This window comes from Acinetobacter portensis (assembly GCF_009372215.1).
In the GTDB taxonomy this organism is placed as follows: Bacteria; Pseudomonadota; Gammaproteobacteria; order Pseudomonadales; family Moraxellaceae; genus Acinetobacter; species Acinetobacter portensis.
This window is the reverse complement of sequence record NZ_LWRV01000080.1, coordinates 21,648-48,487: the sequence shown is the minus strand read 5'-3', so window position 1 is coordinate 48,487 and position 26,840 is coordinate 21,648. Positions and strand designations below refer to the sequence as shown.

General features: G+C 37.3%; 25 protein-coding genes. 22 read left to right on the top strand and 3 right to left on the bottom strand.

Going from position 1 to position 26,840, the window contains the following annotated elements; genetic code table 11:
- Window positions 1-24 precede the first annotated feature (24 nt).
- The 3 genes from A6M14_RS09275 to A6M14_RS09265 all read right to left on the bottom strand — a co-directional run bounded on the left by A6M14_RS09275 (window position 25) and on the right by A6M14_RS09265 (window position 4,644).
- The gene (locus tag A6M14_RS09275) at window positions 25-894 is read right to left on the bottom strand and encodes an NAD(P)-dependent oxidoreductase (protein ID WP_152874666.1); all 870 of its coding nucleotides are present in this window, start codon (window positions 892-894) and stop codon (window positions 25-27) included.
- Window positions 895-918: 24 nt separating this feature from the next.
- Window positions 919-1,707 (bottom strand): crotonase/enoyl-CoA hydratase family protein, encoded by a 789-nt coding sequence (locus tag A6M14_RS09270; RefSeq protein ID WP_152874665.1) that lies wholly within the window; start codon window positions 1,705-1,707, stop codon window positions 919-921.
- A gap of 123 nt (window positions 1,708-1,830) precedes the next feature.
- Window positions 1,831-4,644, bottom strand: coding sequence for a GacS-like sensor histidine kinase (locus tag A6M14_RS09265; RefSeq protein WP_152874664.1), 2,814 nt, complete (start codon window positions 4,642-4,644; stop codon window positions 1,831-1,833).
- 255 nt (window positions 4,645-4,899) lie between these two features.
- On the opposite strand from A6M14_RS09265, the gene cysM reads away from it, so the two are divergent.
- From cysM to A6M14_RS09155, 22 genes are all read left to right on the top strand, one after another.
- Window positions 4,900-5,820 (top strand): cysteine synthase CysM, encoded by a 921-nt coding sequence (gene cysM / locus A6M14_RS09260; protein WP_152874663.1) that lies wholly within the window; start codon window positions 4,900-4,902, stop codon window positions 5,818-5,820.
- A gap of 16 nt (window positions 5,821-5,836) precedes the next feature.
- Window positions 5,837-6,658 carry a 3'-5' exonuclease gene (locus tag A6M14_RS09255; RefSeq protein ID WP_152874662.1) on the top strand — a complete coding sequence of 274 codons (822 nt, stop codon included), beginning with the start codon at window positions 5,837-5,839 and terminating at the stop codon, window positions 6,656-6,658.
- 6 nt (window positions 6,659-6,664) lie between these two features.
- Window positions 6,665-8,053, top strand: coding sequence for a 23S rRNA (uracil(1939)-C(5))-methyltransferase RlmD (gene rlmD, locus A6M14_RS09250; protein ID WP_152874661.1), 1,389 nt, complete (start codon window positions 6,665-6,667; stop codon window positions 8,051-8,053).
- Between the two features lie 34 nt (window positions 8,054-8,087).
- Window positions 8,088-10,394, top strand: a complete 2,307-nt coding sequence (locus A6M14_RS09245; RefSeq protein ID WP_152874660.1) for a RelA/SpoT family protein — start codon at window positions 8,088-8,090, stop codon at window positions 10,392-10,394.
- 210 nt (window positions 10,395-10,604) lie between these two features.
- Window positions 10,605-11,231, top strand: a complete 627-nt coding sequence (locus tag A6M14_RS09240; RefSeq protein ID WP_152874734.1) for a beta-ketoacyl synthase chain length factor — start codon at window positions 10,605-10,607, stop codon at window positions 11,229-11,231.
- On the top strand, window positions 11,225-12,019 hold the full coding sequence (locus A6M14_RS09235) for a 1-acyl-sn-glycerol-3-phosphate acyltransferase (protein WP_188110888.1): 795 nt from the start codon (window positions 11,225-11,227) through the stop codon (window positions 12,017-12,019). The genes A6M14_RS09240 and A6M14_RS09235 overlap by 7 nt, the downstream gene beginning before the upstream one ends.
- Before the next feature lies 1 nt (window position 12,020).
- Window positions 12,021-12,281 carry a phosphopantetheine-binding protein gene (locus tag A6M14_RS09230; protein WP_152874658.1) on the top strand — a complete coding sequence of 87 codons (261 nt, stop codon included), beginning with the start codon at window positions 12,021-12,023 and terminating at the stop codon, window positions 12,279-12,281.
- A gap of 9 nt (window positions 12,282-12,290) precedes the next feature.
- On the top strand, window positions 12,291-12,539 hold the full coding sequence (locus tag A6M14_RS09225; protein WP_152874657.1) for an acyl carrier protein: 249 nt from the start codon (window positions 12,291-12,293) through the stop codon (window positions 12,537-12,539).
- Entirely contained in the window at window positions 12,536-13,090 is a 555-nt protein-coding gene (locus A6M14_RS09220) for a COG4648 family protein (RefSeq protein WP_152874656.1), read from the top strand. Before A6M14_RS09225 ends, A6M14_RS09220 begins: the two co-directional genes overlap by 4 nt.
- Window positions 13,091-13,118: 28 nt before the next feature.
- Window positions 13,119-14,786 carry an ApeI family dehydratase gene (locus A6M14_RS09215; RefSeq protein ID WP_152874655.1) on the top strand — a complete coding sequence of 556 codons (1,668 nt, stop codon included), beginning with the start codon at window positions 13,119-13,121 and terminating at the stop codon, window positions 14,784-14,786.
- 15 nt (window positions 14,787-14,801) lie between these two features.
- Window positions 14,802-15,536: a glycosyltransferase family 2 protein gene (locus A6M14_RS09210; protein WP_152874654.1), complete on the top strand. Its 735-nt coding sequence runs from the start codon at window positions 14,802-14,804 to the stop codon at window positions 15,534-15,536.
- 1 nt (window position 15,537) lies between these two features.
- Window positions 15,538-16,467: an LpxL/LpxP family acyltransferase gene (locus tag A6M14_RS09205; protein ID WP_152874653.1), complete on the top strand. Its 930-nt coding sequence runs from the start codon at window positions 15,538-15,540 to the stop codon at window positions 16,465-16,467.
- The gene (locus A6M14_RS09200) at window positions 16,467-17,999 is read left to right on the top strand and encodes an HAL/PAL/TAL family ammonia-lyase (protein ID WP_152874652.1); all 1,533 of its coding nucleotides are present in this window, start codon (window positions 16,467-16,469) and stop codon (window positions 17,997-17,999) included. The genes A6M14_RS09205 and A6M14_RS09200 overlap by 1 nt, the downstream gene beginning before the upstream one ends.
- A gap of 25 nt (window positions 18,000-18,024) precedes the next feature.
- Complete coding sequence (locus tag A6M14_RS09195; RefSeq protein ID WP_152874651.1) at window positions 18,025-18,447, top strand: acyl-CoA thioesterase; 423 nt, start codon at window positions 18,025-18,027, stop codon at window positions 18,445-18,447.
- 25 nt (window positions 18,448-18,472) lie between these two features.
- Window positions 18,473-19,093, top strand: a complete 621-nt coding sequence (locus A6M14_RS09190; RefSeq protein ID WP_378226806.1) for a LolA family protein — start codon at window positions 18,473-18,475, stop codon at window positions 19,091-19,093.
- Window positions 19,068-21,392: an MMPL family transporter gene (locus A6M14_RS09185; RefSeq protein ID WP_152874650.1), complete on the top strand. Its 2,325-nt coding sequence runs from the start codon at window positions 19,068-19,070 to the stop codon at window positions 21,390-21,392. Before A6M14_RS09190 ends, A6M14_RS09185 begins: the two co-directional genes overlap by 26 nt.
- Window positions 21,393-21,411: 19 nt before the next feature.
- The gene (locus tag A6M14_RS09180; protein WP_152874649.1) at window positions 21,412-22,683 is read left to right on the top strand and encodes an NAD(P)/FAD-dependent oxidoreductase; all 1,272 of its coding nucleotides are present in this window, start codon (window positions 21,412-21,414) and stop codon (window positions 22,681-22,683) included.
- Window positions 22,684-22,697: 14 nt separating this feature from the next.
- Window positions 22,698-23,261 (top strand): DUF3261 domain-containing protein, encoded by a 564-nt coding sequence (locus tag A6M14_RS09175; protein ID WP_152874648.1) that lies wholly within the window; start codon window positions 22,698-22,700, stop codon window positions 23,259-23,261.
- Window positions 23,251-24,450: a beta-ketoacyl-[acyl-carrier-protein] synthase family protein gene (locus A6M14_RS09170; protein WP_152874647.1), complete on the top strand. Its 1,200-nt coding sequence runs from the start codon at window positions 23,251-23,253 to the stop codon at window positions 24,448-24,450. Before A6M14_RS09175 ends, A6M14_RS09170 begins: the two co-directional genes overlap by 11 nt.
- Window positions 24,447-24,884, top strand: a complete 438-nt coding sequence (locus A6M14_RS09165; RefSeq protein ID WP_152874646.1) for a hotdog family protein — start codon at window positions 24,447-24,449, stop codon at window positions 24,882-24,884. Before A6M14_RS09170 ends, A6M14_RS09165 begins: the two co-directional genes overlap by 4 nt.
- The gene (locus A6M14_RS09160; protein WP_188110885.1) at window positions 24,881-25,606 is read left to right on the top strand and encodes a 3-ketoacyl-ACP reductase FabG2; all 726 of its coding nucleotides are present in this window, start codon (window positions 24,881-24,883) and stop codon (window positions 25,604-25,606) included. Before A6M14_RS09165 ends, A6M14_RS09160 begins: the two co-directional genes overlap by 4 nt.
- A complete protein-coding gene (locus tag A6M14_RS09155; protein WP_152874645.1) occupies window positions 25,606-26,823 on the top strand; it encodes a beta-ketoacyl-ACP synthase in 1,218 nt (405 codons plus the stop codon). The genes A6M14_RS09160 and A6M14_RS09155 overlap by 1 nt, the downstream gene beginning before the upstream one ends.
- Window positions 26,824-26,840: the final 17 nt, after the last annotated feature.

Sequence of the window (26,840 nt, the reverse complement as noted above, 5' to 3'; positions counted from 1 at the left end):
TGATTTTTCCTTAATTGATGTTTTTTATTTTGCTTCAACGTGTTGAATAACTGTGGCTAAATCTGCTTCAGAGAAACCATTATTTTGATGATCTTTCAATTGAGATAGTGCATGTGTTGCCACAGGAATCTCTAAGTTAAATTGCTCAGCAAGTTTTACCGCATTATTTAAATCTTTAGACAATGTTTGAACTTTCCATTGCACGGGTTCAAAAGTATGTGTTGCCATACGCGGTGCTAAAATTTGGAAAGGTTTTGAGTCTGCAAAGCCGCCTGCAAGAGCAGGGGCAAGTAAGCTTGTATCTACACCAGATAATGATGCAAGGGCAACAGCTTCAGCAATTAAAGTACTATTTGCTGCCACAATCAGTTGATTGCAAATTTTGGTTGCTTGACCTGTACCTGTATCCCCCATACGAGTAACACGTTGTGAAAGTACATCATAAATAATTGAAAGATTTTGAATAACTTGAGCATTGCCACCTGCAAAAATGACCAATGTTCCTTGTTCAGCCCCCATTGTTCCACCTGAAACAGGGGAATCAATCCACGTTGTTTGTTTAGCTTGTACTTGTTTTGCTAACGATTGAGTTTTATCCACAGATAAACTTGAGAAATCCACAATCACTTGTTTGGGTTGTAAATACTCTTCAATTTGGTCAATAACAGCTTGAACGGCAAAATCATCTGCAAGGCAAGAAAGAACAATTGGATATTGTCCTATATCTTTTAAGTCTAGTTTTGTTGCACCTTGTACCACAAGTGAATCACATGCGGCTGATGTTCTATTCCAAACAGCAACTTGAAAGCCTGCATTTAATAAACGAGATGCCATGCGACTTCCCATTAATCCCATCCCTAAAAATGCAACTTTAGTTTGGTGGTTAAAACTCATGGCAAATCCTTTGTATCTAATCCATTATTTATATTGGCGAGGTAAAAATTCAAGTTCAGGCCTTTTATCTTTCTTTCGTGCAATTTGGCTGTTTTTACCCAAAAGTAATTTGAGTTGCCAAATTTTTTCCAAACGTAAAGATTTAGATGGTTGATGTTCCATAGCATCAAGTACGCGTTTAGATGCAGTTAAAGCATCAGGTGAGCGTTGAATCATTTCTTTTGCAATGGCTTGTGCGTGTGTTAAGGGGGACTCATCTAAATGCGTGACTAAACCGATGCTTTGGGCATATTCAGCATCGAAAATACGCGCGGTTAAAGTCAATTCTTTGGCTAAATCTAGGCGAATTAATCCTTTTAATGAACGACTTAAACCCATGTCTGGAACTAAACCCCAACGGCTTTCCATAATCGACATTTGGGTTTTTGGATGTGCTACTCGAATATCTGAAGCTAACGCAAGTTGCATACCAGCCCCAAAGCAAAAACCTTCTATGGCGCTAATGACAGGAATAGGAAGTTCTTGCCAAATAAGGAATGCTTTTTGAAATAGGCTTTGACCCGGTTTTATAAGTTCCCAAGCAGCAAAGGCTTTATTTTTTGGGTTGTTTAAATCGGCAAGATCTATACCTGCGCTAAATACCTGCGCTTCGCCTGTTAAAATGACACAGCGAAGTGAGCGGTCTTTTTTAAATTTTTCAGCAGTGCTTACAAGCTCTTTTAATAATGCAAAGCTCATTGCATTACGTTTGTCTGGGCGGTTTAAATAAACCGTTGCAATTCCATTGTCTTTTTCTATTCGAAGTAATGCCATTTCAAAAACTCTTATTTTGCTTCGTGAATGAGCATAGCATGTGCCTATATAAGATACATGACAGCGCAGTCACGTCATAGCATAGACAGAATCAACTTTAGTGGTATTGGTTGTATCAAAATTTTATGCATTGAAACGTCCTAGAACTTGTTTGGCTGCAATTTCAACTTGATGAATGACATCTTTTAATGCATGAAACTTAAGCATGACTTCTTGCGTAAATTGTTCATCAGCCTTTCGACGTTCTTTTCTTAAAGTAGAAACAAAGTGCTCAAATGAACCTGTTATATCTTGTAAATTAGGTGTGCCGATATAACGTGTTGCACCATGTAATCGATGTAGAACATGTTCAAGTTGTGGAAAATCTTCCATGTCTATGAGCTGTTCAATCTCTTTAAGCTCAACAGCAAAGCTATCGACCAACATCTTTAATAAATCGATGGCTAAATCTTCTTTGTTTGCTGCAAGTTGAATACTTTGTTGCCAATTTAGAACTTGTGGATCGAGTGTCTCAATAGGACTAATCTTTTCTGTCAGTGATGCTTTACTACTAAAATTCGGTGAAGTCCAATCCGTAAGAATTTGAATAATTTGTTCCATTTGAATAGGCTTGGTTACGTAATCATCCATGCCAACTTTGAGTAGCTTTTGTTTTTCGTCTGCAAGTGCATGAGCGGTTAAGGCAATAATAGGTAAGCGTTTATGATTTTCTAAAGTCGATTCTAATGAGCGAATTGCACGTGTTGTATCTACCCCAGACATGACAGGCATTTGAATGTCCATAAAGACTAAATCGAAGGCTTTCTTATTATCTTCAAAGTTTTGCTCAAGAATGCCAAGTGCTTCTTGACCACTAAGTGCTTTGGTTACTTTGACATTCATTTCACCTAACAGTGCCTCTAAAACAATGAGGTTGGGAAGATGGTCATCAACAGCTAAAACATGTAAGCCTTGTCCGTTAAACTCTTCTGTTTCAAGTTCCTCAAAGGTATTTTCATTGTTAAGTAAGTGAGCCAAAGCCGAACGACTTAAAGGTTGATACAGTGGTAACGCACGATATTGATTGAGCAAGTCTGGCTCTAAAGACATTTGATAGCCGTAAATACCAATTTTTCCTTGGTATCGAGAGCGAATTTCTTTTAATAATGCTTCTGTGTCACCATTATGATCAAAGATTAACCATGTGTTTTCAATGTTTTTAGACAGTAAATTGAGGCGACTAAATAAATCAATAATTGAAGTCGCTTCAATATGACTCACTTTATAATCTTCTAAATAATGACGCAGAATATTGGCAGTTGCAGGGTGTGCCATGAATGATAAAACTTGGGTATTTTCAAAACTTGGATGAACTGTAATTTCATCATCATTTGTACCCAACATTGCGGTAAACCAGAAAGTTGAGCCTTTATCTGTTGGTGCGCGTTCTTGATTATCTTCGAAGCCAATTTGCCCTTGCATTAAATGTACAAGTTGTTTTGAAATGGCTAGACCTAAACCTGTTCCGCCAAATTGACGTGTTACAGATGCATCACCTTGAGAGAAAGATTCAAACAGGCGTTTACGATCTGTTCCGCTTAAGCCGATGCCACTATCTTGAACGCTAAAATGAACAAGACATTGTCCAATATCATCATGTTCAATACGTGCGCGAACAATAATTTCACCATCTGGCGTGAACTTAATGGCATTGGAAATTAGATTCGTTAAAATTTGCTTAAAGCGAAGAGCATCGCCAGTCACATGTGTTGGTAAATCATTGGCAAAGTAAAATGCCATATTGATATGCTTTTGCGCAGCAAGTGGTGACAGCATATCCATCACATCATAAATGGCTTCTTCTAAATCGAAAGGGGCTGTTTCAAGTTCAAGTTTGCCTGCATCAATTTTAGAGAAATCTAAAACATCATTAATTAGCGCAAGTAAATGTGCAGATGATTTACGAATGGTTTGTAGATAAAGTTTTTGTTCATTACTTAAGCTTTTCTGGCGTAAGAGCAAATGAATAAAACCATCAATACTATTGAGTGGTGTACGTAATTCATGGCTAATATTGGCAAGAAAAACAGACTTAGATTGATTGGCAGAAATGGCTTGGTCACGTGCTTGACGATAGGTAATGTTTTGAACTTCTAATGTATCGAGTGTTCTTCTTAAATCGTCTTCAGTTTGTTCTGTGTGTTCTTTTAATTCGAGAAAACTAAAATGTAAACGTTTAACCACATTGGCAATATCACGTTGTAATAAGCGTAATTCACCCGTGCTGTTAATAATCATATGCTGATCGAGCGTATCGGCATTTAAACGTTGCAGTTGCATGCGAATTTCATACATTGGGGCAATCCAACGTCGTGAATAAAAATTCAAACACAATAAAAGTAACAATAAAGTGGTTAACCCCGTGGCAACTAAAACAATCAAAACCCGATAGCGTGCAATTTGTAAGGGCTGATTGTCGACTTCAATCATAAGCCATGCTTTATTATTGTCTGGATTTTTAATCTCTAAACCATAAATATGGTTGCCATTCGCTTTGACTGGTCCAATGAACTCAGATTTTTTAACAATATCTAGCCAAGGTGTTTGTTGCTGATAGCCACGACTGAGTAAAATTTTATTGTTGGAATTTACAATCGCGGCTCGAACAACATGCTTTTCATCCATAATACTTTGCATGAAAAACTGAGATTGAATAGGTGCTAATTCTGGACTATTCAGCTGAGATAAAAATGTTTCAGCCGCAACTTCATTGCGCGTTAAAATAGCCAAAGCCATTTGTTTTTGTTGAGATTTAGCCGCATTTGATGTTTCAGACAAAACAAGAGCCGCGCCTACACATGCCAAAATTGTAATAGGAACAAAAATGAGCGCGATAAGCTGCCCATAAGCATGATTTAAATGAAGTCGCTTAAATAACTTTTTGTTGATATTTGACATGTTTAGATCAAGTTTTTCTTTATGCGATTGAGTTTAGCATGCTTTTTTTTCGGCAGTTCATCTTTTCATCTGTGAATAAAAAGTGAATGAAAAATTCAAAAATATAATACCTGATAAATAATAAGGATATTTATATACAGAATTAAATGGCATAAGGGTTTGTTATTTATTCATGTTTATTAAAAAAGTAGTTAAAAGAGTGCAGTAAAACTGTTTTTTTCATACAATATGCGCACCTCGATATAGGTGCAAACAATGAGTAATACATCTCCAGATTTTCAAGCAGACGAATTTTTGTTAGACCACTATGTAGGCAAAACGCCTTTAGTGCGTTTACAGCGACTTGCAAATCACACTCAAGCAACAGTATTAGCGAAGCTCGAAGGCAATAACCCTGCTGGTTCGGTAAAAGATCGTCCTGCATATAATATGATTATGCAAGCTGAAAAGCGTGGACAAATTAAACCGGGTGATACGTTAATTGAAGCAACAAGTGGTAATACGGGGATTGCTTTAGCCATGGTTGCAGCCATGCGTGGCTATAATATGAAACTCATTATGCCTGCAAGTTCAAGCCAAGAACGTAAAGATGCAATGCGTGCTTACGGTGCGGAGCTGATTGAATCTGAAAACATGGAAGAAGCACGTGATCTTGCACTTCAAATGGAAAAAGAAGGCAAAGGTCTAGTTTTAAACCAGTTTGGTAATCCAGATAACGTAGAAGCACATTACTTAACGACAGGCCCAGAAATTTGGGAACAAACTGGCGGTAAAATTACCCATTTCGTCAGTGCAATGGGGACCACAGGTACAATTATGGGTATTTCTAAATACCTAAAAGAAAAAAATAAAGAGATTCAAATTGTAGGCTTACAACCCTCAGAAGGCTCAAATATTGCGGGTATTCGTCGTTGGCCTGAAGAATATTTACCGACTATTTTTGATCGTAGCCGTATTGACCGTATTATGGATATTCCGCAAATTGAAGCGGAAAAAACAGCACGTCAATTGGCGCGTAAAGAAGGGATTAGTGCAGGAACATCTTCTGGCGGTGCGGTATGGGCATCTATTCAATTGGCAGAAGAAAATCCTGATGCCGTGATTGTGTGTATTATGTGTGACCGAGGTGACCGCTACTTGTCTACTGGGTTATTCTCTGTGGTAGATCCTGAATAATAAACTTGAGATAAAAATGCGCTTACCTGTTTTAATTTTTGATATAGAAACTCTAACCGATCTTAAATCGGGTGCGCATTTGTATCATCTAGATTTACCTGAAGCTGATATTGATCAAGCTTTAAAAAAGTTACGTCGTCAAGAAACAGGCACGGATTTTCAGCGATTGGCTTTGCACGAAATTGTGTGTATTTCGGGTTTATGGATTGATGAACTTGGCGCAATGAAAATGTTTTCATTTAGCCGTGAACAATATTCAGAAGCAGAAATTTTAAGAAAATTTTTATCTATTTTCGATAAACGTCATCCAACCTTAGTGAGTTGGAATGGTTCGCAGTTTGATATTCCTGTGATTTTATTCCGTGCGATGTATCATGGTTTATCTGCACCAAGTTTGTTCGATCAGGGCGAAATTGACAGCCAAAAACGTTATAATAACTATCAGAACAGATACCACCAGCGTCATGTCGATTTAATGGACGTTATGGCAATGTTTAATGGTCGTAATTTTCAGAAACTTGATGATATGGCACATTTACTTGGTTTTCCGGGTAAGCGTGGCGATTCGGGCTATCATGTGCCTGAATATGTTCAAACTAAGCAATGGCTGAAGTTAACCAGCTATTGTGAGGGTGATGTGCTAAATACATGGCTGATTTACATTCGTTGGCTTTTGTTAAAAGGACAATTGAACGTTGAAGATCACCGTTTGTGGATTCAAAGCACCATTCAATATTTACAGTTACAACCGCAACATGCAGAATTTTTAGAAGTCTGGCGTGAAACCGCACAGCATACGGAATTTACTTCCTCCGATTTCCCATCTCCCATAGATTAGGTACACATGAAACATAGAGCCAAACCTCGTACTACTCAACAAGCCATTTATACATTTCAGGTTGAGTCACTATCACACGAGGGGCGTGGTATAGCACACTATGGTTCACATCCCGATCATCCTGTAGAAAAGCACGGAAAAAAAGTGTTTATTGGGTCTGCTTTACCAGGTGAAACAGTAAAAGCAAGAATTACGCGTGAAGTTAAAAAATTAGAAGAAGCCGATTTTATTGAGTTACTCAGTGAACCATCGGCAATACGTGCAGAGCCACAATGTCCACACTATGGCATATGTGGTGGCTGTAATATGCAACATATTCAAGAAGATGAACAAATTTTTCTTAAGCAGAATGTATTAAAGTCGCATTTAGAGCACTTCGCAGGAATTCAACCTAAGGAATGGTTAGCACCATTGCGTTCTTTACGTGAAGACTACCGTCGAAAAGCACGTATAGGCGTACGCTATATTCCAAGCAAAGATAAGCTTGTTGTTGGTTTTCGTGAGCGAGCAAGTAATCATTTAACCAATATTGACCGCTGTTTGGTGCTAGATAAGCAATTCGGTTCTTTAACAAGTTTGAAGCAGTTACTCCAAAGTCTAAGAGGCAAAGCTGATATTGGTCATGTAGAATTAGCCATGGGTGATACAGAAATTGCGCTATTGGTTCGTCATACGGATAAATTATGTGATGCTGATGTCAACGTATTAAAGGAATTTACGTTACATAAACAGTGGCAATTGTATTTGCAGCCAGAAGGTGCTGAATCGGTTCATCGAGTTGATGATGCACAAGCAGCAATGCGTTTGCACTATAGTTTGAATGATTTCGACATTAAATTTGCTTTTCATCCCCTAGATTTTACGCAAGTAAACTCAACAATTAACCCACAAATGGTGAAGATGGCATGTGAATTGCTTCAATTCCAAGGTGGTGAACGAGTTCTCGATCTATTTTGTGGACTGGGTAATTTTTCATTACCTTTGGCGCGCAGTGTTGGTGCGACAGGTAAAGTGATTGCAGTTGAAGGTTCAGATGATATGGTTCAGCGTGGTGCAGAAAATGCCAAACGCAACGGTTTAGACAATGTTGAGTTTTATTCACAAGATTTAACAAAAGATTTTTCGCATCATTCTTGGGCAAATCAAGGTTTTGATGCATTATTGATTGACCCGCCTCGCTCAGGTGCGGAAGAGGTGATGAGTTATGTGCCTAAGTTTGGTGCAAAAAAAATCGTTTATGTATCGTGTAATCCAGCGACACTCGCAAGGGATGCAAAAGTGTTGCAACAGCATGGGTATACATTGAAAACAGCAGGTGTTATGGACATGTTTACACATACAGGACATGTTGAATCCATTGCTTTGTTTGAGAAAGAACTCGTAATAAACGATTAACAAATAATGAAATATATAGAGGTAGGAGAAAGGTATGGTCACAGTACGTGAACAGCTTCCCGGACATTTTAATGAATTGTCTGAGGAAACGACTGTAGAACATGCCGAACAAGCACGACAAGATATTACCGAGTGGTTAAATCGTGTACGTGGCATATTAGATGGGGCTGCACTCAAGCGACTCGAAGAAGTTGCAAACTACATTTTACAAAAAGAATTAGAAACGACGGTCAAACATCGTTCAAATACGCTTTATGCGGGTATTGAAATGGCAGATATTCTTGCTCATTTACATGCCGATGAAGACACGCTTTCTGCTGCTTTCCTTTATCGAAGTATTCGAGAAGGGCTTGTCTCTATAGATGAAATTCGTAGTTTGTTTGGTGAGCCTGTTTTTGCTTTGGTGAAAGGCACTTTAGCAATGGGGCGCTTGTCAGACCTTATTGAAAAAAATAAGCGTTTAGAAGATCATTTTAATAATAATCAGCGTGAGCATTTAACAGGCATTTATAAAATGCTTATTTCCGTAACGGAAGATGTTCGTGTTGTACTCATTAAGCTTGCTGAACGTACCTATGCATTGCGTGAATTGGCTCATTCATCGAAAGAGCGTCAAGAACGTGTTGCGCGAGAGATTCTAACCATTTATGCACCACTTGCGCACCGTTTAGGTATTGCGCAGTTAAAGTGGGAGCTTGAAGATTTAGCTTTTCGCTATTTAGCACCAGATCGTTATAAAGAAATTGCGACACTTTTAAATGAAAAGCGTTTAGAGCGTGAGCAATATATTCAATTTGTGATTGATAAGCTTAAAAATGAATTGGCTGATCATAAAATTGAAGCTGAAATTAACGGACGAGTGAAACACATTTATTCGATTTATCGAAAAATGAAAAGTAAAAACCTCAGTTTCGATCAGCTTTATGATATTCGTGCATTGCGTGTTTTGGTTAAGTCTGTACCAGAGTGTTACCACAGTTTAGGGATTGTTCATCAAATTTGGCGTCATATTCCGCATCAATTTGATGATTACATTACCAACCCAAAAGCCAACGGTTATCGCTCATTACATACGGCTGTGATTGCTGAAAACAAATCTTTAGAAGTGCAAATTCGTACAACGAGCATGCATGAAGAAGCTGAGCTTGGTGTGTGTTCGCACTTTAACTATAAAGAAGGTGCGAAAGCGACAGATCATTCCTTTAATCATCGTTTACATTCTTTACGTTCTGTACTTGAGCATTATCAAGAACGTACTGATGCTAGTGCGCATAAAGATGAAAAAGATGAGGAAAACTTTGATCAAATTCAAGAATTTGAAGATTTCGAAAAAATATATGTCTTTAGCCGTGATGGTGATATTAAAGAATTGCCACGTGGCTCTACCGTTTTAGATTTTGCTTATCATGTTCATACAGAAGTAGGTAATAAATGTTATGCAGCACGTGTAAACCAACGTTATGTACCTTTAACTTACGCACTTAAAACAGGTGAGCAAGTTGAAATTTTAACCAAAAAAGATCGTGAGCCAAATCGTGATTGGCTGGTGAACTCTCTGGGTTATATTAAAACGGCACGTGCACGTGACAAGCTACGTCATTGGTTCCGTCAGCAGGATAGAAGTAAGAATTTAGAAGTAGGACGTGACCTTTTAAATAAAGAGTTGGCGCGTCTTGCAATTCATCCTAAAAGTATCGATTTAAGTGATTATTGCAATCATTTTAATGTGAAATTGGGTGAAGATATTCTGATTGCATTGGTGAATGGTGACATTAGTTTACATGCCTTAATTAATCAGGTGAATCGTCACATGCATCTAGATCAGGATGAGCCTGAACTAGTTCTAAAACCGACGTTGAATCCACGTGCAAGTCATACTTTATCTGCACATGGAATTTTGATTGATGGTTTAGATAATGTGGAGTTACATGTTGCGCAATGTTGTCAGCCTGTACATGGTGAATCCATTGCGGGTTATATTACTTTAAACCGTGGTGTGAGTATTCATAAAGTAGCCTGCCAAGATTATATTCGCATGATTGGTCAAGAACCCGAACGTGCTGTTGAAGCCGATTGGGAGATGCAGCCTACACGTGGTCAAAGCGTACAAATAGTGGTTGAAGCTTACGATCGACGAGGGTTGTTGAAAGATTTAACACAGGTGATTTTCTCGGATCAAATTAATATTCGTCAGGTAAATACCATTTCAGAGGCAGATGGTATTGCCAATATGAAATTATTGATTGAAGTAAAAGGTCTGGCTCAGTTATCTAAATTATTGGCTCGTTTAGAGCAACAACCTGGGATTATTAGCGCACGTCGCTTAGTTCAGGGGAGTTAATCATATTTTTTTTTAAAGCCTGCATTATCTTTTATGCAGGCTTTTTTATTGATGTCAGTAAAGATATTTACTTGAAAGTTCACTGGTATAAAGAAAAATTTATAAGCAATATATTTTTTGTAGATTTTTTTTGACAGGTGATATAATTGCTTGGCTGAAGATTAGCAAATAATGCTGGATGTTGTATCTGTGAGTAGGGATAAAGTAGATATGGTCAGATTGAATTTAACTCAGCTGAATATAAGTCAATCGGACTCTACGTTTCAGGGCTTAGCAAGAATTCCAGCGATGCAGCGCCGCCGTTTATCCTTTATTGCCAAACTTGCATTAAATAATGCGATAGAATCATTAGAAAATAATAACGTCGATTATATTGTGTGGGTTTCGCAATATGGTGATGAACATAAAACATTTAAAATTTTGGAAGATGTTTTAAACGACGAAACACCATCACCAACACAATTTTCTACTTCAGTTCATAATGCGATTGCAGGCTTATATTCAATTTTATGTGAAGATGCCACTTTATCTACCAGCTTAGCAGGAACTTGGGCAGATGCAGTCATTGAAGCATATTCTTGGTTGAAAACAACCCATCAAGCCAATGCAAAAGTGTTGATCGTTTATTATGATGAACCACTTCCGAATGTTTATAATGAGCAACAAAATTTTGAGGCACTTTCACTATCGGCAATATTCTCTTTAGATGATCATAATATTTCTTTGAATTTATCAGAGAGAGAGCTTGTACACTGTGCCGCTTTGGAAGCACAAGATTTTTATAATTTTTGGCAAAATGCCAGTGAGATGAAGTTATTCGCATGGCAAAAATATTAAGCATAAAAAATATTAAGCAAAAGTCGAATTATATATGGCGAGTTGGCGCAACAGGTCTTAGCTTTGTGAGCTTTGGTGTAGGCGGTGCTGCTATTGGTGGTGTTGTTTCACCTATTGTTAAATTGACAACTAAAAATGAAGAATTAAGAAAAGTACGGACTCAAAAACTAATCAAGCATACCTTTAAAGGTTTTACCAATATGATGGTTAAACTAGGGCTAATGTCTTATGAAGTTGAGGGTTTGGAAAAGTTAGAAAATAGTCATCAAGAATTAATTATCGCAAATCATCCAACGCTTATCGATGTTGTAATGTTGATTGGTTTGATGGATCAAGCAAATTGCGTGGTGAAGCAGGCACTGTGGTCAAATCCCTTTACGCGTGGACCAGTACAAGGTGCGGGTTATATTTTGAATGCGGGTTCTGAGCAATTTATTCAAGATTGTGTCGATAGATTATCGAAGAATCAGGCTCCTTCATTGGTGATTTTCCCTGAGGGAACAAGAACTGAAAAAGATGAAGTGCTTAATGAATTTCAACGTGGCGCAGCAAATATTGCATTACGTGCAAATGTGCCGATACGACCAGTTTTAATTACATGTTCGCCATCCACACTGACAAAAAATGAAAAGTGGTATCATATTCCATCGGAACCGTTTCATGTCAAAATAAAGGTTTTAGATGCCTTTAATATTCAGGATGTTTTAGAAGACACAAGTATTAATCCTAAAAACGTACGTCTTTTAAATCATTATTTTCATCAATTTTTTTACCAAGAGTTATCTTAAAATGAACAATCTTGCTGATGAATTAAAGCAAATGATTATTGATGTTCTCGCACTTGAAGATATTACTGTTCAAGATATCGAGACAGAAGCACCATTGTTTGGGAATGGGTTGGGTTTAGATTCTATTGACGCATTAGAGCTAGGTTTAGCTTTAAAGAAGCGTTACAACATTCATTTGAGTGCTGAATCTACTGAAACTAAGCAATATTTTAAGTCAATTCAAAGTTTAGTTACTTTGGTTGAAACGCAACAAACGGCATAAGGGGCATTCATGCTTACTCAAGAACAAGTACTCGAAAAACTACGCGAGTGGATGGAAGAACTATTTGAAATTGCTCCTGAAGATATTCAATTAAATTCAAACCTTGCAACAGACCTTGATGTGGATAGCATTGATGCAATTGATTTAGTTGTAAAAATTAAAGAGTTAACAGGTAAGCAAGTGAATCCTGAGGACTTTAAAAACGTCCGTACCATTCAGGATGTTGTGACTGTTATTCAGAATATGACATCTGAATGAGTTTTCTTATAAAAGGGATTGTCGCAATCGGTTTGATTCTCTATCCCTTTTTAGTAGGTTATAGCTTAGCAAATGGTCAATATATCTGGGTGAGTTGCCTGTTGATTGTATTTGGCCTAATTCGTTTATTTAGTAAAGGAAATGCTTTGCTATGGCCTTTAACTGGATTTGCTATTTTATGTGGCGGTTTGAGCTTATTGCTTAAAGATCATGCTTGGTTAAAGCTTTATCCAGTTTTTATGAGTGTGGGGGCATTTATTATTTTTGCCACAACACTCATTAAGCCACCATCAATGATAGAACGCTTTGCACGTTTGGCAGAGCCAGATTTACCTTTAGAAGGGGTTATTTGGACTCGGAAAGTTACTTTTATTTGGTGTGGCTTCTTTGTTGTAAATGCTGTCATTGCTTTAATGACAGTATTGTTAGCATCTACAAAAATTTGGGTGTTATACAACGGTTTTATTTCCTATATTTTGATGGGAATTTTATTGCTTGGGGAATATTTACTGCGTAAACGTCAACAGAAGTTGCATCAAGCGCAGAAATAGAATTAAGCCAAAATAGAAACGGATTGTTATGTCTTGTCACTTTGAGAATCATCTAAATTCACAAAATGTACTTTGTTTAAAGTCAGATTTAAGTGCGATTACATTTGCAAATTTCTGGAAAGATGTTGAGCAGCAAAAACTACATATAGAGCAGTTGTCAGAGAAAACATGGGCACTTTGGGAACAAGACAGTTACGAATTTTTAGTTTTATTCTTTGCAGCATTAAATGCTAAAAAAGATATTTTACTTCCTCCAAATCGAATCAGTGATTTAGAAAAAGAACTTGCTGAACAAGATATTTATTTCTTAGAAAGACAAGAATATAAGCTTGAACACAATCAAGTTACTTTAAATTTTGATCAAGCATTTTTAGAGCAGTCACAAGTTTACTTCTATACATCGGGTTCTACGGGTCAGCCAAAAAAAATTCCACGTAATTTGGCACAACTATTCAATGAAGTTAAAGGTTTAGATGAAAGTTTTGAGTTGCCTGAATATGCAATTGCAATTGCAACGGTAAGTCATCAACATATTTATGGCTTATTGTTCAAATTACTTTGGCCACTAGCAAGTGGTCGTAGTTTTTATAATAATCAAGTCGCATTTCCAGAAGATATTGCTGATATTCAAAAGAAAATAGTCTCTTTAAATATTAAAAACTATGTTGTTTCAAGTCCTGCCTTATTAAAACGTTGGACAAAAGATGTCATTTTACAAGATTGTATAACCCTATATTCTTCTGGTGGGAAATTAGATTCAGGTGTACGCCCTTATTTAAACAGACCAATCACAGAAGTTTTTGGTAGTTCTGAAACAGGTGGTATTGCGTATCGCCAAGAAGATGATGCACTTTGGATACCATTTAAAAATGTAGATGTACGAATGACTGAGTACAATGAGCTTGAAGTAAAAACCAACCATGCATGTACCCATGATTGGATTTTGACAGGTGATAAAATTGAGCTTGCTGTGGAAAACGACTTTAAAAGTTCATTTAAATTACTTGGTCGTTTAGATCGTATTGTGAAACTTGAAGAAAAACGTCTGAGTTTAGATGCGATTGAACTTAAAATTTTAGAATTAGATGCTGTTCAGCAATGCCATGTTTTGGTGGTTGAAAAAGAGCATCGCCAAATGTTAGCGTGTGTTGTTGTTCTTAATCATGATGCGCGTGAATTTCTAGAAAAATCGACGAAATCTTCTTTTGTGAAAGCTTTAAAAACGCAATTAAAAGATAAATTAGAAACGATAGCAATTCCTAGGCAATGGCGTTTTATTACTCAGTTACCACAAAATGCTCAGTCGAAACTGAACAAGCAATATTTAAAGTCATTCTTTCAACCCATGTTATTACCTGTGGTTCTAGAACAACATCAGCATGAATTGGGCATGACTTTTAAACTCGAATTTAATCCAGAACTAGAGTGTTTTAAAGGACATTTTCCTCACTATCCAATTTTTCCAGGTGTGGGGCAGATTGGCTTTGTTCAGCACTTTGCGAAACAAATTTGGAAAGATTTTGAATGGTGTAATGGTTTTGAACAGTTGAAGTTTCAAGATCTTATTTGTCCATATTCTGTATTGTATTTAAAGCTAAGTCGCAAATTGCATAAAGTGCATTTTGAAATGTCGATGGAAGATAAAACGATAGCAACAGGTCGTTTATTATTTGCGATGAATACTGAAAAAAATTAAAAAGAGGTGGCTGATATGAAACATTGTTTTGTGATTCCAGTGTATAACCATCCGAATTATTTAGAAGCTTTGGTTCAATATCTAAATGAATTTCAATTGCCAATTATTATGGTAAATGATGGTAGTGATATTGAATGCACTACGTTATTACGTGATATTTCGGGTAAAAACCCATGGGTTGAATTGGTTGAACATGAAGTCAATCAGGGCAAAGGGCAAGCTGTAATCACTGGCTTGTTAAAAGCGAAGGAGCTTGGTTATAGCCATGCCTTACAACTTGATTCCGACGGTCAGCATGCTTGGAAGGATATATCAAAATTTTTAGATGCATCAAAAAATAATCCATCAGCGATGATTATTGGCAAGCCAGTTTTCGATGCTTCTGTGCCAAAGAAACGCCTATATGGACGTTATGCGACCCATATATGGGTTTGGATTAATAGCTTATCTTTTGAGATAAAAGATAGCATGTGCGGTTTTCGTATTTATCCATTAGATAGTACTGTTGCTGTTTTAAATAAAGCAAAATTTCAACCTAGAATGGGTTTTGATACTGAAATATTGGTTCGTTTGAAGTGGGAAAATGTACCTTTCATAAATGTACCAACACATGTTATCTACCCTGAAGATGGCATTTCACACTTCAATGCTTTACGAGATAATATTGGTTTAACTAAAGCACATTCGCGACTTTTTGCAGGCATGCTCATCCGCTTACCAAAACTTATATATTTTAAAGTGAAAAATTAATATGAGCTCATTAGATCAGAAAAAATGGAGCAATATTAAAGAACGTGGCGGAATGTTGCCGCTCATGCTTATGCTGGGCTTTTATCGATTAGGCGGGCGTTGGTTGTGTCGTGTTGTACTTTTATTTGTGATTTTTTGGTATTGGCTATTTTCCAAAACTGCGCGTCAAGCTTCTTTAAATTACTTAACGAAACTACATGAATTTTCAGGTGAGGCCTCACCTTTTAAATCACCACCTACGCAAACCAATACCTATACACATTTAATGCAATTTGCAGAATGTATTTTAGATAAAATAGAAGGCTGGTTGGGGCATATTCCAGAAACAGAGTTAAAGCTTTTTGGTCATGAGAAAATTCGCGAGCAATATCAAAAAGGGGCGGTGATTGTTGTTTCTCATTTTGGAAATATTGAGCTTTTACGCGCAATAAAGTCTGAAAATCCGCAAAAAATTAATATTTTGGTTTACCAAAAACATGCCACGAAATTTAATCAATTTATTAAAAAATTGAACTCACATGCAGATGTAAATTTAGTTCCTGTCGATGAGTTAGGCGTAGATACAGCTCTAGTACTACAAGAAAAATTAGCTCAAGGCGAATGGATTATTGTGGCTGCAGATCGCATACCTGTGCAGTCGAATCGTGTACAAACTGTTGAGTTTTTAGGCGAGGATGCAGATTGGCCTCAAGGTGCATGGATTTTAGCCAGCTTACTCAAAGTTCCTGTATTAGCAGTGTTTTGTTATCGTACTTGTCAGCAATTTGAAGTGCATATTTATAAAATGACAGATCAATTACAGTTTTCAAGAAAAACACGCATGGAAGACATGCAAAAAACAATGCGTCAATACGTTGTTCTGTTGGAAAAACATTGCTTACGCGCTCCATACCAATGGTTTAATTTTTATAATTTTTGGAATAAGAAATAATGCAAGTATTAGTGATAGGAGAAAAGCCACTTTCAATTGAGGAAGTTGTTGCTGTTGCTCGTCAAGAAATGAAAGTGACATTACCTTCATCGGTTGAATGGCGCGAACTTATTCAGCGTGGTGCAGATTTTTTAGATCAGCTTTTAAAAGATGAAGGCGTAATTTATGGCGTAACAACAGGTTATGGCGATTCATGCTTGGTCGAAATTCCTGCACATCAAGTGAATGAACTTCCTTTGCACTTATCTCGTTTCCATGGTTGTGGTTTAGGTCAAAATTTAGATTTAGTGACTGCACGTGCTGTAGTTGTAACGCGCTTGTGTTCATTGGCACGTGGTTATTCTGGTGTATCTCATGCATTACTTGAGCGTTTAGCGTGGATGCTTAATGAAAATGTAATCCCTGTGATTCCATCGGAAGGTTCTGTAGGAGCGAGTGGTGATTTAACGCCATTGTCTTATATTGCAGGTGCTTTAGTTGGCGAGCGTGATGTGTATTACCAAGGTCAAATTGTACCTATTGCACAAGTGTATGCAGAAAAGGGTATTGAAGCTCATGTGATGCGCCCGAAAGAAGGTTTAGCACTCATGAATGGCACAGCCGTGATGACTGCAATCGCATGTTTGAATTATAAAAAAGCAGAACAAATTGCATTAGCAAGTACCTGTATTACTGCGCTCAATGTTTTGGCTTTAGAAGGGAACCCGAGTCATTTTGATGAAGTCTTATTTGCGCAAAAGCCACATGTAGGACAGCAAAATATTGCGGCTCAATTACGTGATTGGTTAAACAGCGAAGTGCAAACAGAACATCAAAATTCACGTTTACAAGATCGTTATTCATTACGCTGTGCACCTCATATTATTGGCGTATTTGAAGATTCAAAAACATGGCTACGTCAGTTCATCGAAAATGAATTGAACTCAAGTAATGATAATCCATTAATTGATCCTGTTAATTTACGTGTTTTACATGGTGGTCATTTCTATGGCGGGCATATTGCTCAAGCCATGGATAGTTTAAAAATTATGATTGCCAATATTGCAGATTTGATGGATCGTCAGCTTGCACAGTTAGTCGACTATAAAATGAATAATGGTTTACCACGTAATTTAACGGGTTCAACTGCCGATCGTTTACCGTTAAATCATGGTTTTAAAGCAGTTCAAATTGGTGTGTCTGCTTGGACGGCTGAAGCACTAAAACAAACACTTGCGGCATCAATTTTTTCTCGCTCAACAGAGTGTCACAATCAAGATAAAGTGAGCATGGGAACTATTGCAGCACGTGATGCAGCGCGTGTGATTGTTTTAACAGAACAGGTGATTGCTGCTTTAAGTTGTGCAAGTGTTCAAGCGATTAAACTCAAAGGTGTCGATACAGATTTAAGCGATGTATTAACAGCATTTAAACAGTGGGTTCTTCAAACATTCAATTATGTGGAAGAAGATCGACCATTACAGAATGAACTGCAAGGTCTTGTAGATCGTTTTGAAAACTTAGATTTGTTAAATCAAGTATTCAATTCATAAGACTGTTTCAAAATAGGAATTTGCTATGCATGCCGATGTAATTATTGAAGTGCCATTTCATGATGTAGATACCATGAATGTGGTTTGGCACGGGCATTATTTGAAGTATTTTGAAATTGCTCGATGTAAATTGCTCGATCAATTTCACTATAACTACAACCAAATGCGTGATTCTGGGTATGCATGGCCCGTTATTGAAAGTCATGTTCGTTATGCACATGGTATTGAATTTGAGCAAAAAATTCGTGTTCGCGCCATTTTAAAAGAATGGGAAAACCGTTTGAAAATTGAATATCAAATTTTTGATGCTGAATCGGGTAAGCGCCTTACCAAAGGTTATACATCACAAGTTGCGGTAGATATGAAGTCACGTGAAATGTGTTATCAATCTCCACAAGTTTTATTCGATTGCTTAAAAGCGTGGTCTGAATTTAAGGATGGTCAATAAAATGAATATGAAAGGTAATCGCCTTATGAAAATGTTGATCACTGCAATATTCAGTGTATTTGCTTTATTCAGTACAGCTACTTATGCACAAAATGCAGAACTTAAACAAATTTTTAGTCAACTTTCAGCAACATCTGTTATACGTGCTAATTTCGAACAACATAAAAAGTTAGCATCTTTAAATAAAACCTACATCTCTAAAGGTACGGTGGTTTTTACTAAAGATAGCGGTGTACTTTGGCAAATTCAAAGTCCTGTAAAAGCAGATTTAATTGTTACACCTAAAAAGCTTGTGCAAAAAACGCAACGTACTTATAGCCAAATTGAAGTCGATAAAACGCCTTATGGTTCTATAGCAACGATGTTTTTACAGTTGATGTCGGGTAATGAAACAGCTTTGGCGAAAAACTTTAATGTGGTTTCTGCAAGTTACACACCAACAAAATGGAATGTTTCCTTAACGCCAAAAAGTGGTTTATTTAAAAAGCTTTTTGTAAAAGTGGATGCACAAGGTCAACGTTATGTAGACCGTATTGTGATTCAAGAGCAAGCTAATAACAGCACGACCATTCGTTTTAGTCAGCAAACGGCTCAACCTCAAACTTTAACGGCAGCTGAAAATGCACTTTTCCAATTGGCAAAATAAGTGTACAGCCGCTTGGCTGATTATTCTGAGCATTATTGCCATTATGCTTGGTGTGGCATGGTTAAATAAAGATATTCATATTCAAACCAATATCTTTGCACTACTACCCGAAACGCACCAAGATGAGCGTTTAGAAAAAGCACAGCAATATGTAAGTGAAAAGCTGAATGACAAAATTTTTCTCGTGCTTGATGCAAAAGATGATGCATCTTTAAATCATGTCACTCAGGAAATTCAAGCTGAAGTCAAACAAAGTGATTTGTTTCATCCTTTAAAGCCTCAGCTTGATAATGAAAAATTTGCTAAAGCTTTATATCAGCATAAGGTTGGCTTATTAAACGAAAGCGATAAAACATTACTCGAGCAAAAGGACTATCAGGCACTTACCGAACAAAGTATGTTGCAAATGATGAGCCCAGGTATGCCCATTACCGCAGAGCTTTTAAAGCAAGATCCATTACTCTTTTTCCCACGCTATGCGATGGGTTTATCTGCATTGCAAACCCAAACAGATATTCAACTGGAAGATGGTTTTGCCACAATACGAGATGAAAAAGGCATTTCACGTCTTTTGGTTTTAGAGTTAAAAAACAGTCCTTACAATATTGAATACCAAGAAAAAACAGCTCATTTTATTGATGAATTAAACCTGAAAATAAAACAATATCAGGTGCAACCACATTGGACAGGCACGCTCATGTTTGCCCAATTTGGAACAAATTCAGCGCAAGAAGAAATTTCAACGATTGGTGTCGGTTCAACACTAGGCATTCTTTTACTGGTTTGGTTTGGCTTTCGATCTGTGCGTCCAATGTTGACCGAAATGGTGGCAGTAGGAACAGGATGTTTGGTTGCATTTGCTGCAACTTATTTAGTGTTTGATGAAATCCATCTAATGACTTTGGTCTTTGGCGCAAGCTTAATAGGCGTTTGTGTCGACTTTTCATTTTATTTTATGGCAATGCAATCTCAGCATCGACATATTGATGGATTTAGCGTTTTAAAACCTGTTTTACCAAGTTTATTTGTAGGCTTATTAACAACATTATTTGCGTATGTAGTTCTAAGCTTTACGCCATTTTCGGGCTTTAGACAAATTGCTGTATTTTCTATGGTGGGTTTAACCGCTGCATGGATTACCAGTATTTTATTATTGCCAAGATTGCCTGCCTTAAATGCAGAACCTGCAATTCGAACCTTAAGTTTTATTGGAAAAATTCGTAGCTTTGTACAAGCCAATAACCCACTTCGTTATGGTTTAATTCTTGTCATTTTAGTGGTAACTACAACGAGTTTATTTTTCCTGAAAAGCAATGACGATATTCGCAATTTGCAAAGTATGGATCAAAAACTTAAACAGGAAGATCAATATGTTCGTGATCGTTTTATGCAACAACAAGGCAGCGATTACTTTGTTGTCAGTGGAAAAACATCACAAGAACTTGAAAAAAATGAACAAGATTTATTGTTGAAACTTGAAGAACTTAAAAATTCTGGAAAATTAGATGGTTTCCAAGCTTTAGGTCAATGGCTACCATCGACTCAACAACAACAGCACAATATTCAACTTTTAGAACAGATTCCACGTGGAACATTAACTGAATATGCACAAGCAATGCAGTTAGATCCAAACGATCTTTTGGCATGGCAGAATCAGTTAAAACAGCAGCCTTTACTTACAGATAAAATCTTTGCAGATCATCCACTCGCATTTTTGCAAATGAGTTCTACAGAGCGTTTGGTGATGTTGCAAGGCGTTCAGAATAATCAAGCTCTCAAGACGCTAGTCAATGCAAATGTGCAATTGCTTCAACCTGTGAATCAGCTCTCTGAATTATTTAAAGAACACCGTATTCAAGCGCAGTGGTTACTTGGTTTAGCCATTATTTTATTAATGCTTGGTCTTGGTTTTATTTATGGCAAAAAATCGGTTTTGCCTTTGGTATTACCTGTGACAATGGCACTTATGACGACATTTGCCATTCAAGTATGGCTAGGTGTTGAAATAAACTTATTCAGTATTATGGGCACGTTCCTCATTATGGGAATTGGCGTGGATTATGCGATTTTTTATCGACATGGACATGATCATCCACAAGTGGTGGGTATGGCATTGTTTCTTTGTATGATGTCGACATTTTTTAGTTTTGGTTTGCTTTCATTTAGCCAAACGTATGCGATTCATTGCTTTGGTTTAACAGCTTTACTTGGTGTAATTTTCGCTTTCATTTACGCAACATTGTTTACATCATCCGATGATAAACATGTTGTAGTTCAGCAATATCAGTCAAAGAACTGATGGTGTGGAGAAATAGTGCATGAGCACAATGCAAATAACAGATGTATTAATTATTGGGGCGGGGCCTTCAGGAAGTTCAGCAGCAGCATTGTTGAAGCAGAAGGGATATCAAGTAACCATTATTGAAAAGCAACATTTTCCAAGGTTTTCTATTGGTGAGTCTTTGCTACCTCAATGTATGGTGTTTTTGGAAGAAGCAGGATTACTCGATACCGTGCGAGAGCATGTAGAGGAATGTGCTTTTCAATTTAAAAATGGCGCAGCCTTTTTAAAAGGAAAAAAACGAAGCTTCTACGATTTCACCCAAAAATTTAGTGAAGGGCCAGGAACAACATGGCAAGTACGCCGTGCTAGTTTTGACCATCTTTTAGCGCAACAAGCTGAAAAGATGGGAACAGATATTCGTTTTGGTCATGAAGTTTTGGCAGTTAATGTTGATGGAGAGCAACCTGTTCTAGATGTAAAAACTGAGCAAGGTGAAACCTACCAAATTAAAGCGAAATTTTTATTAGATGCAAGCGGTTTTGGTCGTATTTTACCGAAGCATTTAGACTTAGAAAGCCCATCAGATTTTCCTGTGCGTCGAGCTGTATTTACTCACATTGAAGATGGAATTTTAGATGATCCAGATTTTGATCGTGAAAAAATCTTAATTACAGTTCACGAAAAAGACCCACGTGCTTGGTACTGGCTTATTCCATTTGCAGATGGTCGATCATCTTTTGGTATTGTTGCAGAAGAAGACTTCTTTGAAAAATATGGCTTCGATGGCAGTCAAGATTACGATGTTGCTGCTCTACAACGCCGTATTTTAGCCGATGATGAAGCGCTTTCTCATGTTCTTCGTAATGCTAAATTCGATACGCCTGTTCGTACGCTGGTAGGTTATTCTGCAAATGTAAAACATCTTGCGCAGCGTAACTATGCACTTTTAGGTAATGCAGGCGAGTTCTTAGATCCTGTGTTTTCATCGGGTGTGACCATTGCATTGAAATCATCAAGTATGGTTGTGCCTTTGGTAGATCAATATATTCAAGGTGAAAACATCGATTGGATGGAACAATATGAAAAACCGCTACGTGCAGGTATTCAAGTGTTCCGTGCATATGTTGAGGCTTGGTATACGGGTGAGTTCCAAGATGTTGTATTCTCGAACCATCAAGATGATAAAGTTCGTCGAATGATTGCATCATTATTGGCAGGATATGCTTGGGATGAAACAAACCCAATTTACAAAAATGCGAAAAAACGTCTAAGCACAATTGCTGAATATTGTCGCGAAGATCAATAAAGAAAAGGACAGAAATGTACTTCAAGCCTCGTTTGAAACTTATAGCAACTTTGTTGGCAACCGCATTGCTTTGTAGTGCTTGCCAATCATTTATTCCATCTGCTCAAGGTTTGGTTACGCCAAGTTGGGTGGCTCAATCTTACCAACGCCAAGACCAAATTGAAGTTGAATGGAATAAGCACAGTTTTAGCTTTTTGTTATATCAACAACAAAAGGGGCAAAACTTGGAAATGGTTGCTTTAAGTTTAACGGGGCAACAGCTTTTCAAATTAAGTTTTGACGGTAAAAAGGTTGAGGTACAACAGCGTATTAATCAAATGAAGTTATTGCCATTTGAATATGTTGTACGTGATCTTCTTTATGCGACATATCCCAATTTTGCTAAGTTGCAAGGTGAACAAATTCGTGTTGAAACTCAAGATTCAACACAAAAAGTATTTATTCAGCAACATGCTGTTTTAGAGATTGTAAAACAAGCAGATTCTATTGCGTTAAATAATGTACAAGTGCCATATCAAATGGTAATTAGCTCAATAGATGAAAGCTTGGAAAATGATGGGGATTCAGATGCACAATAAAATTGGTGTAGATCATCCTGCTGTAGGTATTCAATTTAGTGTGGGCTTATCTGCTGTAGGTGAAAATACTGAGCAAATGAAGCTAGCATTGACGACACAAGTGAATACATTTACCCAATGCTCAGAATATATTGCTGAAAAAAAAGTGTGGGTGGGAGCTTATACATCTGAGCTTGTTGGCGATGTTCCAGAAAGTTTGAAAAATTCAGATTCACGAAATTTAAGATTTGCACTGACAGCATTGCAAAAAATTGAGTCGAATGTACGTGAATATACAAAACAGTTTTCTAAAGTTCGTTTAGGTGTTGTGATTGGAACGTCCACTTCAGGTATTGCCGATAACGAAGCAACATTGAAACAGCATTTTCGCCATAAAGAAGATGTTGAAGTTGTTCATAAAAAACAAGAAATGGGCAGTTTAGCGAAAGATCTACAACAATATTTAGGTTGGGGTGGACCTGCTTATACTATTTCTACAGCATGCTCTTCGAGTGCAAAAGCGATGGCGGCAGGTCAGCGTTTAATTAACGCAGGCTTGGTCGATGCTGTGCTTGTTGGCGGTGTAGATACACTTTGTCAGCTGACTTTAAATGGTTTTAATTGCTTAGAAAGCTTGTCACATGATATTTGCCAACCCTGTGGTAAAAACAGAGATGGAATTAATATTGGTGAAGCAGCAGCATTGTTTTTAATATCTAAAGATCAAGCACCTGTTCTGTTTTTAGCGGCGGGCGAGTCTATGGATGCTTGGCATATTTCAGCACCGCATCCTGAAGGTAAAGGTGCCGCAGAAGCGATGCAAAAAGCCTTGGATATGGCGAACTTAAAAGCCTCTGATATTGGCTATTTAAATATGCATGGCACATCTACACCGCAAAACGATGCCATGGAAATTAAAGCTGTTCGTCGTGTTTTTGAAAATATTGATGTGCCACTCAGTAGTACTAAGCATAAAACAGGACATTGCTTAGGTGCGGCAGGTGCGATTGAAGCTTATATTTGTCAACAAGTTCTACTCGATCAAACATGGTTGCCTTTACATCATTCAGGTGTTTTGGATCCCGATTTAGATGATCAAAATTATGTTTTAGATGTAAGTCTAGAAAAACCTATTCAATATGTAATGAGCAATTCATTCGCTTTTGGCGGTAGCAATATTAGTGTGATTTTGGGGACAAGTTTTAAATGATGGATGCAGTAAAGTTTATTCCGCATGAAAAGCCGATGGTTTTTGTTGATCATCTGATAGAGGCAAATGAGACTCAAGCGACTGCGGAATTACGTATTACACCAGAGTTAATGTTTTGTGAGCCTGAAGGTTTACCAACGTGGACAAGTATTGAAATCATGGCGCAAACAGTCAGTGCTTATGCAGGATTTCAAGGCAGTCAAAAGGGTTCAAATCCTAAAATAGGTTTTTTATTGGGTACACGGAAAATGCAACTTCCTGTACCTTTTTTTGCTTTGGATGATGTGATTCGAATCCATATAGAACAAACTTATTTACATGAAGGTTTGGGGCAATTTCAATGTAAAATTGACTATAAAGAACATCAAATTAATGCAATGTTAAGTGTTTATGAACCACAAGAAATTGATCAAATTATTGGGAAGTTAACGTGAATAAAAGAATTTTAGTGACAGGATCAAGCCGTGGTATTGGGAAGGCAATTGCAATTGAATTGGCTAAATCAGGTTTTGATGTCACCGTACATGCAAGATCAAGACAACAAGAAGCAGAACAAGTTGCAGAAGAAGTAAAATCACTTGGGCAAAATAGCCATGTATTAATGTTTGATGTAAATGATCGTGAAAATATTATTCAAATATTAGAACAAGATGTTGCAGACCATGGCGCATTTTATGGTGTTGTATTAAATGCAGGGCTGACACGTGATGGTGCCTTTCCTACATTAACAGATGAAGATTGGGATCATGTGGTAGATACATCTCTACATGGTTTTTATAATGTATTAAAACCACTTGTTATGCCAATGATTCGTTTGAAACAAGGTGGTCGTATTGTGACTTTATCTTCTGTTTCGGGAATCATGGGAAATAGAGGTCAAGTAAATTATAGCGCTGCAAAAGCAGGTTTAATTGGCGCAACAAAAGCTTTAGCGCTTGAATTAGCAAAAAGAAAAATTACAGTCAATTGTGTTGCACCAGGTTTAATTGAAACCGAAATGGTGACAGAAGAAGTCAAAGAACATGCTTTAAAAATGATCCCACTGCAAAGAATGGGGCAAGTGGAAGAAGTGGCTAAAGTGGTTAAATTTTTATGTAGCGATGATGCAAGTTATATCACTCGCCAAGTCATTTCAGTGAATGGGGGATTAATCTAATGAAGCGCGTTGTTGTTACAGGAATGTCGGGAATCACATCTTTAGGTGAAACTGCAGATCAAATTTTTGAACAATTCCATCAAGGCAAAAGTGGTATTCGCTATATGCCCGATTGGGAAGTTTATTCAGACTTACGCAGTAAATTAGGTGGTCCTGTAGAATCATTTACTGTGCCAAGTCATTTTAATCGTAAAATCACACGAGGGATGGGGCGTGTTGCGCTGATGTCAGTGATTTGTGCTGAAAAAGCATTGGAAAATGCAGGCTTACTAAATGACCCAATTTTAAAAAGTGGTGAAGCTGGTGTGGCTTATGGTTCATCGGCAGGTAGTGTCAATGCTGTTCGTGAATTTGGTGCAATGTTGTTAGAAAACAACATGAATCAACTCAATGCGACAACTTATATTCGCATGATGTCACATACAAGTGCTGTGAATATGACGGTGTATTTCGGTTTAAAAGGTTTAACTTTACCAACATCAAGTGCATGTACTTCAGGTTCAATGGCAATTGGTCAGGCATACGAAGCCATTAAGTATGGCAAACAAAAAGTGATGCTTGCAGGCGGTGCTGAAGAGCTGAGTGCCGCTGGTTCGGCTGTATTTGATGTACTACTTGCGACAAGTGCGCAGAATGATCATCCTGAAAAAACACCAAGACCTTTTGAAAAAAACCGTGATGGTTTAGTGGTTGGTGAAGGCGCAGGTTGTTTAATTCTAGAAGAATATGAATATGCTAAAGCACGTGGTGCAAAAATTTATGCAGAAATTATTGGTTATGGTAGCAATACAGATGGTCAACATGTAACACGTCCAGATTCAGAAATGATGGGACGTTGTATGCAATTAGCATTAAAAGATGCACAAGTTACAGCAGACCAAATTGATTATGTGAATGCACACGGTACATCTACAGACCAAGGTGATATTGCAGAATCTCAAGCTACAGCTCGAATTTTAGGTAAAAAACCAATTAGCTCATTAAAAAGTTATTTTGGACATACTTTAGGTGCTTGTGGTGCGCTTGAAGCATGGCTCAGTATTGAAATGATGTTACGTAATGAATTTACGCCAACCTTAAATTTAGATGAAGTTGATGAAGCATGTGGCGATTTAGATTATATCGTTGGGGAAGCACGAAAAATGCAAGCCAATATAATTATGAGCAACAACTTTGCCTTTGGCGGAATTAATACATCTTTAATTTTTAAAAAGTGATTATAAACATGTGTGTG